The following is a 13,545-nucleotide window of genomic DNA, read 5'->3' as shown; positions in this document are numbered from 1 at the left end:
AGCCGATGAAACCCGCGCCATTCGATTACTGCTGTCCTGACTCGATCGATGAAGCGATTGAAGTCCTCGCAGCCAACGCTGGGGACGCCAAGTTGATGGCCGGTGGCCAGAGCCTGACGCCGATGCTGAACTTCCGCGTGGTGCGTCCGGCCCTGATCATCGACATCAGCCGGCTGCTGGAGCTGGAGTATGTCCGCGAACGCACCGACGGTGGGTTGACGATCGGTGCCCTGACGCGCCACCGGATCCTAGAGACCTCGGAGCTGGTCGCGAGCCGCTTCCCGGTGATTCCGGAAACGATGGTGAACGTTGCCCATCTGGCGATCCGCAACCGGGGCACCATCGGCGGCAGCCTGTCGCATGCTGATCCGGCTGCCGAGCTTCCAATGCTCACGCGTCTGCTGGATGCCCAGATCGTCGCGCGCTCTGTCCGTGGAGAGCGGCAGATCCCTGCCGATGAGTTTTTCGTGGCGCCGCTTACCAGTGCACTGGGCGATGACGAGATCGTCGTGCGAGTGGAACTGCCGGGATTGCCGGCTGGCATGGGCTGGTGCTTTCAGGAGTTCGCACGCCGCGCCGGGGACTTCGCCTTGGCCGCTGTCGGTGTCTTGCTCGACGTGCACGACGGCACCATCAGGGAAGCACGTGTGGCCATGATGGGTGTCGGCGATACACCACTGCGTCGGCCGGAAGCCGAGGCCGCTCTGGTGGGGAAATCACTGTCCGATGGCGTTGTGGCCGATGCGGTCCGGGCGGCTTGCCAAACGCTCGAACCGAATGCTGACCTGCACGCGTCGCCGGAGTTTCGCCGGCATCTCGCGGGCGTGTTAATGGAGCGCACTTTGCGCACGGCGTGGCAACGCGCCGCAGGAGTCAAGGTATGAGCGAAGCGGAAATCCCTCTGAAGCCCGTCTGGATGGTGATCAACGGTGAGGTATGCGAGCGTCAGGTCGAGCCGCGCCTGTTGTTGTCCGATTTCCTCCGCCACACCCTTGGGCTGACAGGCACGCACGTCGGCTGCGAGCACGGTGTGTGTGGCGCTTGCACCGTCATTGTTGATGGCGACAGTGTTCGCTCATGCCTGATGCTCGCAGTGAGAGCCAACGGCTGTGATGTGCGTACGGTCGAGAGCATGGGCAGCGCGGACGCGCTTAGTCCGTTGCAGGAAGCCTTCCGGGAACACCACGGGCTGCAATGTGGCTTTTGTACGCCCGGGATGCTTGCCACGTGCGCCGACGCTTTGCAGAAGTACCCACTTGAAACCGATGAGCAGATCCGCGATGTCTTGTCCGGGAATCTTTGCCGTTGCACTGGCTATCAGGGCATCGTCGACGCGGTCCGGGTGTGTGTGACAGGTCGCAATGCACTGCGCGATGCGGCCGATACCAAGCAGAAATAAGGACGAGACCCCATGAAAATGCACATTCTAAGCGGCGGCCGGCTGCGCATGCGGAAAAGCGTGTATCTGCCGGATGCCGAACGTAGCGAGACGATAGATCTGCCGGTCTCGTGCGTGCTGCTGCGCCACAGCCAGGGCAATGTCCTGTTCGACACAGGGTGCCATCCGAGCACAGTCGAGGACAGTGCATCCCGTTGGGGAACCATGGCTAAGGCGATGGTGCCAATCGGTGGGCCCGCAGACAACGTCGTCTCCGAACTCGCAACGCTCGGCCTGGTGCCCGAGGATATCGACGTAGTGGTCAACTCGCACTTCCATTCGGACCATTGTGGCTGCAACGAGTTCTTCAAGCGCGCCACGGTCTTTTGTCACCATAAGGAGTTGGAGGCCGCGCAGGGGCCGGATGCAATTCAGAACGGATACGTCCCGGCGGACTGGCAGCATCCGATGCCGACCGTGGCGATCGACGGCGAACGCGATGTGTTTGGCGATGGCCGGCTGATGCTGGTGCCATTGCCGGGGCACACGCCCGGCACCTTGGGAGCGGTTGCGACCCTCGCGCGCGATGGCAGCTTCCTGCTGGCCGCAGACGCTGTTGCGCTCCGTGCCAATCTTGACCGGGAGGTTATGCCTAGGAATACCTGGAATCCGGACATAGCGATGGAGTCGCTACAGGAGATCAAGCGTCTGGAGCGATCCGGCTCGACAGTCATCTTCGGGCACGACGTCACGCAGTGGGAGGAACTTCGGAAGGGGGGCAATGCATATGAGTAAACAAGGCAGCCGCGTGGACCATTCCGATGCCCCAGACACCGAAGTCGATGAGCGGCGCGGCACGAAGCTGGTGGGGCAGCCTGTGCGCCGGGTTGAGGACGCCAGACTGCTGACCGGGTTGGGCCGCTATGTCGACGATCGCCCCGCAGGCCACGCCTTGCACATGGCCGTCGTGCGAAGCGACCAGCCGCACGCGCGCATCGTGGAGGTCCGCGCGGACGTGGCGCGTGGCATGCCCGGCGTGTATGGCGTCTATACGTGGTCGGATCTGGAAGGGCTGGTAAAGCCCGCCCTGGCCACCTCGCGCATGGGCGGGTACCAACCCACGCCAATTCATGCATTGGCCAACGGCATCGTGCATTTCGTCGGAGAGCCGGTGGTGGCCATCCTGGCCCAGAGCCGGTACCAGGCCGAAGACGCCATGGATGGCATCGAGGTGGTGTATGAAACTTTGCCCGTTGCCACGGATGCGGAGGCGGCCGCGCAACCCGAGGCGCCCATCCTGCACGAGGGATTCGAGAGCAATGTGCTGGTCGAGCGGGCTTTCGTCCGGGGCGAGGTCGAGAGCGCCTTCGCCGAGGCACCGCTGAAGGTGTCCGGCCGATTCCGCTTCCACCGCAAGACGTCGGCGGCGATGGAGCCTCGCTGCTACATGGCGGAAATGGATCCGGGCCGTGATGCGCTGACGCTGTACACGTCGAGCCAGGTGCCAGGCATCGTGCGCGATGCGATGGCCGATCTGTTGAATATGCCCGGAAACCGTCTCACCGTCATAGCACCCGACGTCGGCGGTGGCTTTGGTGGGAAGACCTCCCTGTACCAGGAGGAGATGCTGGTCTGCACGCTGGCGCGGAAGATCGGGCGCTCGGTCAAGTGGACGGGGGACCGGCTGGAGGACCTGCTGTCGACCAGCCAGGCGTTCGATGAGCTGGTAGATGCAGAGTTGGCGGTCGATGGGGACGGCCAGATCCTGGGCCTGCGTGCCGATGTAATCGGCGATGTCGGGGCGTATTCGATCTATCCGTGGACCGCCGGCATCGAGCCGGTCCAGGTGATTAGCTTTCTTCCCGGGCCGTACCGCGTGCCTTGTTACCACGGTCACGTCCGCGGTGTGACAACGCCGAAGTCGCCCACCGGACCCTATCGCGGGGTGGGACGTCCGACGTCCACCTTTGCCATGGAACGCCTGATGGACATGGCGGCCAGCCGCCTGGGGCTCGATCCGTCGGAGATGCGACGACGCAACCTTGTGCGGCCCGAACAGTTTCCCTACAAGACACCGGTCGGCATCGTCTGGGACCAGTCGGCCTTCATGGAAGGACTGGAAGCAGCGAAAGAGCGCTTCGACTACACAAAGGCCAGGCAGGACCAGGCACTGGCACGCGCCCAGGGACGCTGGATTGGCATCGGCGTGGCTTGCTATGCGGAGCTGTCCGGCATCGGATCTCGGATCTCGGCCTCGCCGGGGATGCCGATCAATACCGGAACGGATACTTGCGTGATTCAGCTCGATTCCACTGGCGCGATCACGGCAGCCTTCGGTTGCGCCTCGCACGGGCAGGGGCATGAAACCACCTTGGCGCAAGTGCTGGCCGATGAGCTGGGCGCGCGTCTGGAGGATCTGCGTGTCGTCACCGGCAACAGCGCGGCGGTGCCGCACAGCACCGGTAGCTATGCCAGCCGTACCGCGGTCATCAGCAGTGGCGCGGGCATGCTGGCGGCCCGCGAATTGCGACAACGCATGCTCCGCGTGTCCGCCCACCTGTTAAACGTGACAGCCGATGACCTGGAGATCGTCGACAGCGTCATTCGCGTACGTATGGGCGAGGGGCAACTGTCGTTCCCCGAGCTGGCACGGGCCTTGTACTCGCAGATGGGGCGGGTCCCGGCTGACGTGAGGGAGGAGTTGTGCGTAACCCGGGTTTATGACCCCGTGGTCGGCACCACCAGTTCGGCGACCCATCTGGTGCAGGTCGAAGTTGATCCCCAAACCTATGCGGTCCACATCCAGCGGTATGTGATTGCAGAAGACTGTGGCCGCATCATCAACCCGCTGATCGTCGCCGGGCAGACCCGCGGCGCTCTGGCGCAGGGTGTGGGTGCGGCGCTGCTGGAAGAGGTGGTCTACGACGCCGAGGGGCAGCTACTCACCGCCAGCCTTGTCGACTACCTGTTGCCCTCGGCGCCAGAGGTGCCCGAGCTTGAGATGGTGCACCTCAAAACGGAAGCCCCCAACACGCTCGGCGGCTTCCGTGGCATGGGGGAGGGCGGCACCATCGGCTCGCCTGCGGCCATCGCCAACGCGGTTGCCGATGCGCTGTCGCCGCTTGGCATCGAGATCTTTGAACTGCCAATGACGCCGGAACGTTTGTTCCAGCTGATCCAATCATCATCGAGAGTATCCAAGGAGTAGCACAATGAAATTCGAACTAGACGGGAAGGTGGCGCTGGTCACTGGCGGTGCACGCGACGTTGGCCGGGAAATTGCACTGGAACTGGCGGCCGAAGGCGCCAGCGTGGTGGTCAACTACCACGGTTCCAAGGCGGGGGCTGAGTCGGTGGTGGCCGAGATCAAGGAGAAGGGTGGTCAGGCGCTGGCGATCGGTTGCGATATCTCGGACCGCAAGGCCGTGGACGCCATGGTGGCGCAGACCGTGGCGGAATTCGGTGGCCTCAATATTCTCGTGAACAACGCCGGCCTGGTGATCCGCAAGCGCTTTGCCGACACCACGCCTGATGAATGGCGCAGGCAGATTGATGTCTGTCTGTACGGCACGCTGAATTGCACGCATGCAGCATTGCCCTATCTTGAAGCGCAAAAGGGCAGCGGCCGGATCATCAGCATCATGGGCGATTCATCGCGGGTCGGCGAGTCGGGCCTTGCCATCGGCGCCGCAGCGCGCGCAGCAAACATTGCCCTGATGAAATCGATCGCGCGCGAGACGCGTGCCGGGACCACAGCCAATGCCATCGCCCTCGGGCTAATCGAGACGGCGCACGACCCCGATTTCATTGAGGCAAACCGTGAGAAGCTCACCAAGTTCTACCCGTTGCGCCGCCTGGGACAACCCGGCGATGTAGCGCCCTTGGTGGTGCTGCTGGCCTCCGGTCGCGGCAGCTGGATCACCGGGCAGGTGGTCAGCGTCAGCGGTGGATTCAGCATGGTCTGAGTGCGGCACGATGCCGGGCGGGCCACGCTCGCCAGGGACGCCAATACTTAGGGGAGACAGAAGTGATTCATACAGATTTGATTGCTCCGCTAGCGGAGATCGTGACACGGCACGCGCAGTGCCGACCCGACAAGATTGCCTTCCAGGACGCAGGCGCGTCTGTCACATACGCTGGGCTGGATACGGCCACGGCCAACCTTGCGAGTCACCTTGAACGACTCGGCGTGGCACCGGGCGATCGCGTGGCAATCCTGCTGCCCAACTCGGTGAACTGGGTGCTTAGCCTGGTTGCCATCGGCCGGGCCGCAGCGGTAGCGGTACCCATCAGCGTAGACGCTACCGACACGGAGATAGCCTATCGCCTCGCCGACGCGCAGTGCGTCCTTGTGATCGCCACGGCGGAGAAGGCGGCGCAATTGGAGCGGGTGTGCAAAGATCTCCCGATACGTCCCAACGTCATCCAAGCGCCGAATGCCGATGCCGCGCAGACCGAGCTGTGCCTAAGTGACTTCCTGCGGGAGGGCACTGGGTGTTCACCACGTGATCCCCGCGATATTGACGTGCCGGCCTTTGTCATCTACACATCGGGCACCACGGGGAAAGCAAAGGGCGTGCTGCTGTCCACACGGAGCATGCTCTGGGTGGTCGCGGCGTGCTGGGTGCCCATCGCCGGGCTGGGTGAGAGCGACAAGGTGCTTTCCTTCCTGCCGCTTTTCCACTCATACGCCCTCAACCTGAGCGTGCTGGCTGTGTTGGCGGTTGGTGCCACCGAATACATCGGTGAGAAGTATTCCACCGCGGAAGCGCTGCGGCTGCTGGGCACCGGCGAGTACACGGTGTTCCCGGGGGTGCCAACGATGTTTCATTATGTGCTGGAGGCGACGCGCGATGCCGCGCCTTCGCGATTCCCCGGCCTGCGGATCTGCCTCTCGGCAGGAGCGATCCTGCCCGCAATGGTCAACGAGGAGTTTGAGCGTCGCTTCGGCGTGACCTTGCTAGACGGCTACGGTATCACCGAGACGTCCACCATGGTAACGATGAACTGGAACACCGGCTCGCGCGTGATGGGGTCTTGTGGCCTGCCCATTCCAGGCGTCGAGACGCGCATTGTCGATCCGGGCGACGGCACCGATGTCGAGCTTGGCAAGGAGGGCGAGCTTCTGGTCAGGGGGCCCAACGTCATGAAGGGTTATCTGAACAAGCCGGAAGAGACCGCCGCCGCGCTGAAGAACGGCTGGTATCACACCGGCGACCTAGCCAAGCACGACGCGGCGGGCTACCTCACGATTACCGGCCGACTCAAGGAAATTATCATTCGCGGTGGCCAGAACATTGCACCCGCCGAAGTCGAGGATGCGGTCATGTCTTATGCGGCCGTAGCGGATTGCGCGGTCGTGGGCATCGCTCATCCGCATCTCGGGGAGGTTCCGGTCGCCTTCGTGGTACCTCGCGCCGGTCATGACGTTGACGCTGAGGACATCAAGGCGCACTGTGCCAGCCGCTTGTCGGCGTACAAGCTGCCGCAGTCGATACAGATCGTTCAGGAGATCCCACGCACGGGCTCCGGAAAGGTCATGCGATTCAAGCTGCGCGATCTGCTGACGGCCCAGGGTGCCTGAATCAGCGTGAGCGTCATTCCCGGCCCGAGGCGGCCGGTATCTACAGATTGGAGTAAGGCATGAATAAGAAGGCTTCGGGCTCGTCGCTCGGACTGAAGGATCCCGAGTTGTTCCGTCAGCAATGCTATGTCGACGGCCAGTGGCTCGATGCGGACGACGGGACTGTGCTGAATGTCGACAACCCGGCAACGCTCGACACCATCGGCACGGTACCTCGTATGCTTGCCGCCGAAACGCGCCGCGCCATCGACGGCGCGAAGCGCGCGTTGAAGCCCTGGGGTGCGTTGACAGGCAAGGCGAGAGCCAACATTCTTCGCCGTTGGTTCGAGCTGATGATGATCCATCAGGAGGACCTCGCCCTGCTGATGACACTCGAGCAAGGCAAGCCCCTCGCGGAAAGCCGTGGCGAGATCGCCTATGCGGCGAGCTTCCTCGAATGGTTCGGGGAAGAGGCGAAGCGCATCTATGGCGATACGATACCCGGGCACCAACCGGACAAGCGGATCGTGGTACTCAAGCAGCCAATCGGCGTATGCGGTGCGATCACGCCCTGGAATTTCCCGGCCGCCATGATCACGCGGAAGGTGGGGCCCGCGCTGGCGGCGGGCTGCACCATGGTGCTGAAGCCGGCCAGCCAGACGCCATTCTCCGCGCTTGCACTGTGCGTGCTGGCCGAGCGGGCAGGTGTTCCTGCCGGGGTCCTTTCTTGTGTGACGGGCTCCGCCGCCGCCATCGGCGGCGAACTGACGTCGAATCCGATCGTTAGGAAGCTATCGTTCACCGGGTCAACGGAGATTGGCAAGGTGCTTCTCGCTCAATGCGCCGCCACCGTGAAAAAGGCATCAATGGAGCTTGGCGGCAACGCGCCGTTTATTGTATTCGACGATGCCGATATCGAGGCTGCGGTCAAAGGCGCGCTCGCCTCGAAGTTCCGCAATGCCGGGCAGACCTGTGTCTGCGCAAACCGGCTGCTGGTGCAGGATGGGGTGTACGAGCGATTCGTGACGCGCTTGGCCGAGGAAGTCAGACGGCTGGAAGTGGGCGACGGCATGACACCAGGCGTCGCCATCGGACCGCTGATCGACAAGGGCGCCGTGAGCAAGGTGGCGGAGCATGTCGAGGATGCCGTGCAGAAGGGCGCGCAAGTGGTGGTCGGCGGATCGCAGCACTCGCTCGGCGAGAACTTCTTCACCCCGACGGTCCTGGCCAATGCTACCCGGGAAATGCGCATCTTTTCCGAGGAGACATTTGGACCTGTGGCGCCGGTGTTCCGGTTCAAGACGGAGCAGGAGGCCATCGAGATGGCGAACGACACCCCATTCGGTCTGGCCTCCTATTTCTATGGACGCGATATTGGTCGGGTCTGGCGTGTTGCCGAGGCGCTGGAGTACGGGATTGTCGGCGTGAACGAGGGCATGATATCGACTGAGGTGGCGCCCTTTGGTGGCGTGAAGGAAAGCGGGCTCGGCCGCGAGGGGTCCAAGTACGGCATCGAGGACTACCTTGAGGTGAAGTACGTGTGCATGGGAGGCATCTGAGCGCGGCACTTCTAGGAATCATCGATGGCTATCTACGAATTCAATGGCGCGACACCGAAGGTTCACGCAACGGCGTTCGTGCACCCTCTCGCATGCTTGATTGGTCAGGTGTCGATCGGCGCACATTGCTATATTGCACCGTTCGCCACCCTGCGGGGGGATTTCGGCAGCATTGAAGTCGGCGAGGGCAGCAATATCCAGGAGTCATGCACGCTGCACGCCAAGCATGGAGAAGGTTGCCATCTGGGCCGCAATTCACACGTAGGCCATGGGGCCATTGTTCACGGCGCGTTGCTGGAGCGTGATTGCTTGATCGGCATGAACGCGGTCGTGATGGATGGCGCGTTGATCGGTGCGGAGTCGATTGTCGCGGCCTCCTGCTTTGTCAGGAATGGCTTCGTAGTCCCGCCGCGCTCGTTGGTTACCGGCTTGCCCGGCGCGGTGGTCAGAGCGCTGACAGACGCAGAGGTGCAGAAAAAGCTTGCGGCAACGCTGCGATATCAGGAGCTGGCCGGGGATTGCCATCGATCGTTGCGGCTCGCGGGCTGAGTTGCAGCGAGGGCCGACCGTTGAGGTTATGGACGGAGAAGGGGCTTGGCGATGCCCAAGCCCCTTCGCACGACTATCTGACAGGGAGGGACTGGATGCTTGATGTTTGTCGTGAGCGCACGGGAGTGTGGCGAGCAGAGGAGGGGTGGGCCGGACGGCGTGCCGCGTGGGACTGGTTGCGGCGTCCTGGCTCGCTGACAGCGCATCTCCGCGAATTGGGGGAGGTCAAGGTCCAGGTGCTTTACGAACACAGCGTGGTCATTGGTCCGAAGGCAAGCGCCCTCGGACGGGAGCGGAGCATGGCCATGTGGACGAGAGATGTCACCCTGACAGTTGACGATCGGCCGGCGATCGTCGCCCGTACGCTGGTCAGGACCGCGGACAGCATTGGCGCCTGGAAAGCCGTGAAGGGCCTTCATGACCGGCCATTGGCGACGATTCTGTACGCGGACCCGGCCGTACATCGGTCACCTTTCGAGTTTTGTATGTTGGGAATCGGACACCGGCTTCACCGCCTGGCGCGCCGCGTCGACCCGCAAGGCGATGCCAGGCCTGTTTGGGCGAGACGCTCCGTGTTCGAACGCAAGGGCACGCAACTGGCGGTGGCTGAGTGCTTCCTGCCGTGGCTGTGCCAAGTCCGACTGTAGTCCGGCGCCGAGATGCCGCTGTCAGCGGGTCTCGGGGCTGCAGCTAGTGCCACTGCGTTCGGCTATCTCGCGCGCTGCCTTGGCCCCTTCGACCTGGAGAATGGCAGGGAGCGAGACGTGGTTCTTCGCGGCTACCACTTCGGCCAGAATCGAGATCGCGATCTCGGGCGGCGTGCGGCTGCCGATGTAGATTCCGATGGGGCCATGCAGGCGCGCCAGATCGTGATCGGTCAGGTCGAACTCCTTCAGCCTTTCCCGGCGTGCTTGGTTGTTGCGCCGCGAACCCAGTGCGCCCACGTAAAACGCTGGTGTGCGTAGCGCGTCCATCAGTGCCAGGTCGTCCAGCTTGGGGTCATGGGTGAGGGCGACCACGGCGCTACGGGCATCCAGCTTCATGTCCGCGACGGTGTCATCTGGCATGGTGCATACCATGGTGACGCCCTCGATGTCCCATGTCTCCGTGTATTCCTCGCGAGGATCGCAGACGGTGACCTGGAAGCCCAGGCCAACGGCAATCGGGCAAAGGTACTTGGAGAGCTGGCCGGCACCAATCACCAGCATGCGATAGCGCGGACCGTGGACCGTAACCAGTGCGGTACCGTCGAAGCGCAGGCCGTCGGCCGCCTGCGCATTGGTTAGTGTTGCACGGCCAGTGGTCATGTCGAGCGTGCGGGCGACCAGACTACCACTCTCGACTGCGGCAAGCAGGTCGGCAACCCCGCTGCGATTGGTAAGCGGCTCCGCCACCAGTTCGATCGTCCCGCCACAGGGCAATCCGAAGCGGTGAGCTTCGTCGGCACTTACCCCGTACCTGATGGTTTCCGGACGCGTATTGACGATGCCGCTCTCCCTGACTCGATGGATGATGTCATCCTCGATGCAGCCGCCCGAGACCGAACCGACCACCCGGCCGTCATCTCGCACTGCAAGCATGGCGCCTTCCGGGCGTGGCGAAGAGCCCCATGTTTTGACGACAGTCACGAGCAGTACGCGATGGCCGCGTTCTAGCCAATGCACGCTGTTCTTCAGTACATCCAGATCCACGCTGTCCATGGTGTCTCTCACTTCGCCGGCGTTTCGCCATCGCGGTGGTGAAGCACGCCGAGCAGCTTGTCCATGCCCTGCGCGATGGATAGTCCGGAAACCACTACCCGCGCGTGCGCGCGTGTGTATCTCGGTTCCCACTGCTTGCAGGCATGCACCAGTGCATCGCGACTGGCTCTCGTGCTGTCCGGCCAGGCCGAGGTAGGATTGTCGGCGCTGAGTGCCTGCGTGCTCGGCAATGTGTCCAGCCAGATCACGAAAGCATGATCCAGGAGGTAATCGAAGGCTTCGGCATTGGCTGCGATATTGGATCTCGTCACCAGGACGCTGGATGGCTTGGCCAATAGCTTGGCCAGGTTGCTGAACTCGAGGGCCTGGAGCCGTTCAGCGCCGAACAGCTCCCTGATCGCATCGCCCGTTAGGCCGACTTCGCGCTCGAGCTCTTCCTCGAAGCTGACATAGCGTCGATGAAGCAGTTGGCTCAACCTCTGCGCGTAGCTCTGCCGATGACACTCGAGCATGCCCACCAGGGCGATCGGCCGCACCAGTTCCTCAGCGCGGAGGTGCTCGAACTGCCTGCAGATGTCTGCATGTGCGCGGAGGAGCTGGAGCGTGTCAGTTTGTTCGGACGCGGTTGCAGACGCCGAATGCGCGCTCGGAGTGGTTATGTGAGGCGCAAGCCATGGCCCGCACTCGATGCCTAGAGTCTGGCTGAGGTTGCGCAAACGAAGCAGGCTGATATTGGCGGCACCGGCCTCTATATTGACGATGTAGCGCGTCGAGATGCCCGACCGGGCAGCAAGCGTTGCCTGTGTCCAGCCGTGTTTCTCACGCGCCAGACGCACACGCTCGCCGATGCTGCGCAAGAGCACCTGTTCTGCTGTCGCTGGCAACTCCGCTGCATCGACCGGAAAGACAGACTCCGCCCTCGGTAGTGACTGTTTGCGCGGAAAGTGTGCGTCGGAACCCATCATGACCGGAGGTGGTTCGGGAGGAAGGTGGCGTAGTTGCTTCGTTTGTTAAGAACAAAAAGGAGGGACATGTGCCTTTTTCCTATATCACTTGCATAAATAAACTATAACGAGGGGGTGGCACTAGGTCAACAGGAAAATATTGACGAAATTGTATTGTGAATACCGCGGGTAATCATCCCATGTGTTGCTTGCGTAGATAGACTGTACGGCTTGCAACTGCCGATCTTCACAGGAAGCGGAAATTGTGCCGTCGCATGAGATTATCGCGGTGCCGTCTGCACTTCACGCGGACCTGCGGACCAGCGGCGCTGCGCGCCGGTTTGGTGTCCACAAGACGATGAGGAACAACTACAGGGATGACAAGTTCCGCCGCAATCGAGACGCCAGCAAAACATCGATCATCGGACCTGCGATACGCATCCGTCGAAACGTACTCGTCTGTTGCCCGGACGGTGGATATTCTTTCGGACGCGTGGGGCTTCCTCGTTCTGCGCGAGTGCTTCTTTGGCGTTCGACGATTCGACCATTTCCGGGCCGTGCTACGAGTACCGCGCATCACGCTGGCAGAGCGTCTGGCAAAGTTCCTCGAACTCGATTTGCTCAGCGAGTCACCGCTTGACGGGCGGCACGAGTATCGGCTGACCGGCAGGGGAAGGGATCTCTACCAAACCATACTGGCGCTGCTCGCATTTGGCGATGAGTGGCTGGCGAGGGGCGTGCCGCCGCCTCTGCGTTTGTTGCATCTGAGATGCGGATGCGAATGCCATCCGCGCGTCGCGTGTTCGCATTGCAAGGAGAGCATTGACCCCAGGCGAATTCACTATCGCGACGGACCTGGTGCGGGAGTGGAAATCAGGACGGAGCCTCGACAGCGATCCCGGCGCACGGCTACGGTGAACATCCTTAAGCGGGTGCGTCCTTGTTCAGTGGCTCGCACGCTGCAGATCATTGGCGACCGGTGGAGCTTCTTGATTCTCCGGGAGTTCTTCTACGGCGTTCGTCGGTTTGACGAGTTCCAGGGCCGGCTGAGTATCGCCACCAATATCCTTACCGATCGCTTGTCGCGCCTATGCGCGGAGGGCGTTGTCGAACGGATGCCTTATCAGGATCGGCCTGCCCGTTACGAGTATGTCCTCACGGCAAAAGGCAGGGATCTCTACGGCTCCATGCTGGTAATGATGCATTGGGGAGACAAGTGGCTAGCTGGCGGGAAGCCGCCGCTAAAGCTCCGGCATCGTGACTGCGGCCAGGATGTCCACGCCATTGTGGTTTGCGACCGGTGTGGTCAGGAGCTGGATGCGCATGGCATGAGTTACGCAACAAGCTATAGCCTGCATGGCAGAGCCTTCACAGCTGGCAGCCAATGATATGCTGCCCTCGGGACTCCTGTCGAACGGAATGCCAAAAAAATGCGCTACATCACCGGCTTGCCATCGATCTGTACGTATTCGATACCGCATACCTCTCGTACGACCCACGTGGCACCAGGAGGCATATCGATAAGGTGGAATTCCACGTCTGGTCCCGCCGCCTTCGCCCCCATCTGTTCAATCACAGCGATCAAGTCTGGATCAGTCCTGTCGAGATTTCGAATGCATCGTGGTCGGAAGTACTCTTCAGTTGGATCTGCAACCCACTCAGCCAGAGGGGCCGTGCAATCCTTTTTGAGTGCTGAATATTTCTCAAAAGCGCCTCTGCTCATTGAGAAGTAGCCATCTCCTTCATTCACGACAATTTTCATCAGTTCGCGCGGGAAACATCGGCCTTCAGGCCGGTGAGGGATAGCGCGCGACGCGAAGCGTCGCCCCTGTGCCCGCTCTCCTTCGTGGAT

The 13,545-nt window shown here is 62.2% G+C and carries 13 protein-coding genes; 10 read left to right on the top strand and 3 right to left on the bottom strand.

The window, feature by feature from the left end; translation table 11 throughout:
• Positions 1-5: 5 nt before the first annotated feature.
• The 9 genes from ACYP5B_RS04800 to ACYP5B_RS04760 all read left to right on the top strand — a co-directional run bounded on the left by ACYP5B_RS04800 (position 6) and on the right by ACYP5B_RS04760 (position 9,696).
• Positions 6-884 (top strand): FAD binding domain-containing protein, encoded by an 879-nt coding sequence (locus ACYP5B_RS04800; RefSeq protein WP_459568759.1) that lies wholly within the window; start codon positions 6-8, stop codon positions 882-884.
• A complete protein-coding gene (locus ACYP5B_RS04795) occupies positions 881-1,399 on the top strand; it encodes a (2Fe-2S)-binding protein (RefSeq protein WP_459568758.1) in 519 nt (172 codons plus the stop codon). Before ACYP5B_RS04800 ends, ACYP5B_RS04795 begins: the two co-directional genes overlap by 4 nt.
• A gap of 12 nt (positions 1,400-1,411) precedes the next feature.
• Positions 1,412-2,173 (top strand): N-acyl homoserine lactonase family protein, encoded by a 762-nt coding sequence (locus ACYP5B_RS04790; RefSeq protein WP_459568757.1) that lies wholly within the window; start codon positions 1,412-1,414, stop codon positions 2,171-2,173.
• On the top strand, positions 2,166-4,586 hold the full coding sequence (locus tag ACYP5B_RS04785) for a xanthine dehydrogenase family protein molybdopterin-binding subunit (RefSeq protein WP_459568756.1): 2,421 nt from the start codon (positions 2,166-2,168) through the stop codon (positions 4,584-4,586). The genes ACYP5B_RS04790 and ACYP5B_RS04785 overlap by 8 nt, the downstream gene beginning before the upstream one ends.
• 4 nt (positions 4,587-4,590) lie before the next feature.
• Positions 4,591-5,343, top strand: coding sequence for an SDR family NAD(P)-dependent oxidoreductase (locus tag ACYP5B_RS04780; RefSeq protein WP_459568755.1), 753 nt, complete (start codon positions 4,591-4,593; stop codon positions 5,341-5,343).
• A gap of 62 nt (positions 5,344-5,405) precedes the next feature.
• On the top strand, positions 5,406-6,962 hold the full coding sequence (locus ACYP5B_RS04775; RefSeq protein WP_459568754.1) for a class I adenylate-forming enzyme family protein: 1,557 nt from the start codon (positions 5,406-5,408) through the stop codon (positions 6,960-6,962).
• A gap of 59 nt (positions 6,963-7,021) precedes the next feature.
• The gene (gabD, locus tag ACYP5B_RS04770) at positions 7,022-8,500 is read left to right on the top strand and encodes an NADP-dependent succinate-semialdehyde dehydrogenase (RefSeq protein ID WP_459568753.1); all 1,479 of its coding nucleotides are present in this window, start codon (positions 7,022-7,024) and stop codon (positions 8,498-8,500) included.
• A gap of 24 nt (positions 8,501-8,524) precedes the next feature.
• Positions 8,525-9,049 carry a gamma carbonic anhydrase family protein gene (locus tag ACYP5B_RS04765; protein ID WP_459568752.1) on the top strand — a complete coding sequence of 175 codons (525 nt, stop codon included), beginning with the start codon at positions 8,525-8,527 and terminating at the stop codon, positions 9,047-9,049.
• A gap of 95 nt (positions 9,050-9,144) precedes the next feature.
• The gene (locus tag ACYP5B_RS04760; RefSeq protein ID WP_459568751.1) at positions 9,145-9,696 is read left to right on the top strand and encodes a chorismate--pyruvate lyase family protein; all 552 of its coding nucleotides are present in this window, start codon (positions 9,145-9,147) and stop codon (positions 9,694-9,696) included.
• A 21-nt stretch (positions 9,697-9,717) separates the two neighbouring features.
• On the opposite strand, the gene ACYP5B_RS04755 is transcribed toward ACYP5B_RS04760, so the two are convergent.
• Both ACYP5B_RS04755 and ACYP5B_RS04750 read right to left on the bottom strand, forming a co-directional pair.
• Entirely contained in the window at positions 9,718-10,749 is a 1,032-nt protein-coding gene (locus ACYP5B_RS04755) for an XdhC family protein (protein WP_459568750.1), read from the bottom strand.
• Between the two features lie 8 nt (positions 10,750-10,757).
• Positions 10,758-11,714 carry a helix-turn-helix domain-containing protein gene (locus ACYP5B_RS04750; RefSeq protein WP_459568749.1) on the bottom strand — a complete coding sequence of 319 codons (957 nt, stop codon included), beginning with the start codon at positions 11,712-11,714 and terminating at the stop codon, positions 10,758-10,760.
• Positions 11,715-12,070: 356 nt separating this feature from the next.
• Between ACYP5B_RS04750 and ACYP5B_RS04745 the strand changes: the two genes are divergently transcribed.
• On the top strand, positions 12,071-13,081 hold the full coding sequence (locus ACYP5B_RS04745; RefSeq protein WP_459568748.1) for a winged helix-turn-helix transcriptional regulator: 1,011 nt from the start codon (positions 12,071-12,073) through the stop codon (positions 13,079-13,081).
• A 47-nt stretch (positions 13,082-13,128) separates the two neighbouring features.
• Here the strand turns inward: ACYP5B_RS04745 and ACYP5B_RS04740 are convergent.
• A partial coding sequence (locus ACYP5B_RS04740) for a hypothetical protein (protein WP_459568747.1) occupies positions 13,129-13,545 on the bottom strand: 417 nt, incomplete at its 5' end.

Source organism: Cupriavidus sp. 8B (assembly GCF_054589115.1).
This window is presented reverse-complemented; position numbering and strand designations above follow the sequence as displayed.

Bases quoted from the DNA above. Each gene is read 5' to 3' on its own strand.
- ACYP5B_RS04745 (WP_459568748.1), top strand. From the start codon at position 12,071: ATGACAAGTTCCGCCGCAATCGAGACGCCAGCAAAACATCGATCATCG.
- ACYP5B_RS04750 (WP_459568749.1), bottom strand. From the start codon at position 11,714: ATGATGGGTTCCGACGCACACTTTCCGCGCAAACAGTCACTACCGAGG.
- ACYP5B_RS04800 (WP_459568759.1), top strand. From the start codon at position 6: ATGAAACCCGCGCCATTCGATTACTGCTGTCCTGACTCGATCGATGAA.
- ACYP5B_RS04765 (WP_459568752.1), top strand. From the start codon at position 8,525: ATGGCTATCTACGAATTCAATGGCGCGACACCGAAGGTTCACGCAACG.
- ACYP5B_RS04760 (WP_459568751.1), top strand. From the start codon at position 9,145: ATGCTTGATGTTTGTCGTGAGCGCACGGGAGTGTGGCGAGCAGAGGAG.
- ACYP5B_RS04790 (WP_459568757.1), top strand. From the start codon at position 1,412: ATGAAAATGCACATTCTAAGCGGCGGCCGGCTGCGCATGCGGAAAAGC.
- ACYP5B_RS04755 (WP_459568750.1), bottom strand. From the start codon at position 10,749: ATGGACAGCGTGGATCTGGATGTACTGAAGAACAGCGTGCATTGGCTA.
- ACYP5B_RS04785 (WP_459568756.1), top strand. From the start codon at position 2,166: ATGAGTAAACAAGGCAGCCGCGTGGACCATTCCGATGCCCCAGACACC.
- gabD (WP_459568753.1), top strand. From the start codon at position 7,022: ATGAATAAGAAGGCTTCGGGCTCGTCGCTCGGACTGAAGGATCCCGAG.
- ACYP5B_RS04795 (WP_459568758.1), top strand. From the start codon at position 881: ATGAGCGAAGCGGAAATCCCTCTGAAGCCCGTCTGGATGGTGATCAAC.
- ACYP5B_RS04780 (WP_459568755.1), top strand. From the start codon at position 4,591: ATGAAATTCGAACTAGACGGGAAGGTGGCGCTGGTCACTGGCGGTGCA.